A 1,892-nucleotide genomic window follows, 5' to 3' on the forward strand; every position below is an offset into this window, starting at 1 on the left:
CCGAAGTTCGACATTTGCAGCCTGATTTTCTGTGGTTTTGGCGGGTGGCTGTCCGTGAAATCAAGGACTTGGCGCTCTGACCGGGCTGATTGCGCCCCATTCCTGTTGTGGCACGCCAGCGGGCCTTTTTGTTTGAAATCCGATATCACGTTGCGTATCGTTGCGGCATGTACACGAAGATCACCCAGTCAGGCGGGCGCCGGTACCTTCAGCTGGTCGAGGGCTATCGCACCGATGCCGGAAAGGTCCGCCATCGCGTGGTGGCAAACCTCGGGCGCGTCGACGATCTCACCCCTGAAAAGCTCGATCCACTGATCAACGGACTGAACCGCGTTCTCGGCCGCGCTGAGAATACGGCGTCCGACCTGGTCCATGATCCATCCCTGAGCTTCGGCGACGTCTTCGCGCTGCACGAGTTGTGGAAGGACCTCGGCTTCGACCGCGCGCTGGGGCGCGCCCTGCGTTCCGGAAAGCGCCAGCTGGACGTGGAAGCCCTGGTGCGGGCCATGGTCTTCAACCGGTTGTGCGAACCGGACTCCAAGCTCGGCTGCCTGCGCTGGCTGGAGACCGTGGCGATGCCGGCGATGCCCGAAACGGTGACGCATCAGCACCTCCTGCGCGCGATGGACGCGCTGATCGACCACGCCGAGCGGGTCGAGATCGAGTTGGCGAAACAGATCCGCCCGCTGGTCGATCGCGATCTGGCGGTGGTGTTCTACGACCTGACCACCGTGCGCATCCATGGGGAAGGCGAGGTGGACGACGATCTCCGCGCCTTCGGTATGAACAAGGAAAAGGGCGGCATCGCCCGCCAGTTCGTGCTGGGCGTGGTCCAGACGGCCGATGGCCTGCCGCTCATGCATACGGTCCACCCCGGCAACGTCGCCGAGACGAAGACGCTGCAGGCCATGCTGACGACCGTCCTGCAGCGCTTCCCTATCGAGCGGGTCGTGCTGGTCGCCGACCGTGGGCTCCTCAGCCTCGACAACATCGATGCCCTGACCACGCTGGCCGATCAGGGTGGGCGGAAGCTCGAGTTCATCCTCGCCGTCCCCGCCCGCCGCTACGGCGAGTTGGTCGAGACCTTCCGCGGCCTCGCCTTCGACGAGGTGGGCCTCGCCGAGGCTCGCTTCGTCGGCCACCGGCTGATCGTGGCCCACGATCCGCTGCGCGGGGCCGAGCAGTCCGAGAAACGCCGCGCCCGCATCGCCGAACTGGAAGCCCTGGCCGAGCGCATGGTCGGCAAGCTGAATGCACAAGACGCGGGGCAAAGCGACCGGGGCCGGCGGGCCTCCGACCGTGGTGCCTACAGCCGCTTCACCCGTGCGGTCGCCGAGGCCGAATTGACCCGCTTCATCCAGGCCGACTACGCGGCCGACCGCTTCAGTTGGTCGTTGAACGAGGCCGCCATTGCGGAAGCCGAACTCTTCGACGGCAAGCTCGCGCTCCTGACGAACGCCCCGGACCTGACGCCAGCGGACGCCGTCATGCGCTACAAGGCGCTGGCCGACATCGAGCGCGGCTTCCGGGTGCTGAAGTCCGACATCGAGATCGCCCCGGTCCACCACCGCCTGCCCGAGCGCATCCGCGCCCACGCGCTGATCTGCTTCCTCGCGCTCACTCTCTATCGCGTCATGCGCATGCGGCTGAAGGCGAAGGGGCACGCGGCGAGCCCCCGCACCGCCTTGGACATGCTGGCCCGCATCCAGAAGCACACGGCCCATATCGGCAGCCGCACCCTCAACGGCACAACCCGAACCACCCCGGAGCAACTCGATCTCTTTGACGCCCTGAGCCTGCCAAAACCGGCCTGACGCAGCTCCGTTGTGGCAAACGCGCCATCCTGGTGCAAAGGAAATCAATCGCTTGTTCGTTTTCCTGATGAACTTCGG

General features: G+C 65.6%; 1 protein-coding gene. It reads left to right on the forward strand.

Annotation, left to right across the window (positions count from 1 at the left end):
* Positions 1–167 precede the first annotated feature (167 nt).
* Positions 168–1,814 carry an IS1634 family transposase gene (locus ACTVZP_RS22125; RefSeq protein ID WP_443214285.1) on the forward strand — a complete coding sequence of 549 codons (1,647 nt, stop codon included), beginning with the start codon at positions 168–170 and terminating at the stop codon, positions 1,812–1,814.
* Positions 1,815–1,892: the final 78 nt, after the last annotated feature.

The organism is Rhodobacter sp. NSM (genome assembly GCF_052244495.1).
Lineage (GTDB): Bacteria > Pseudomonadota > Alphaproteobacteria > Rhodobacterales > Rhodobacteraceae > Cereibacter_A.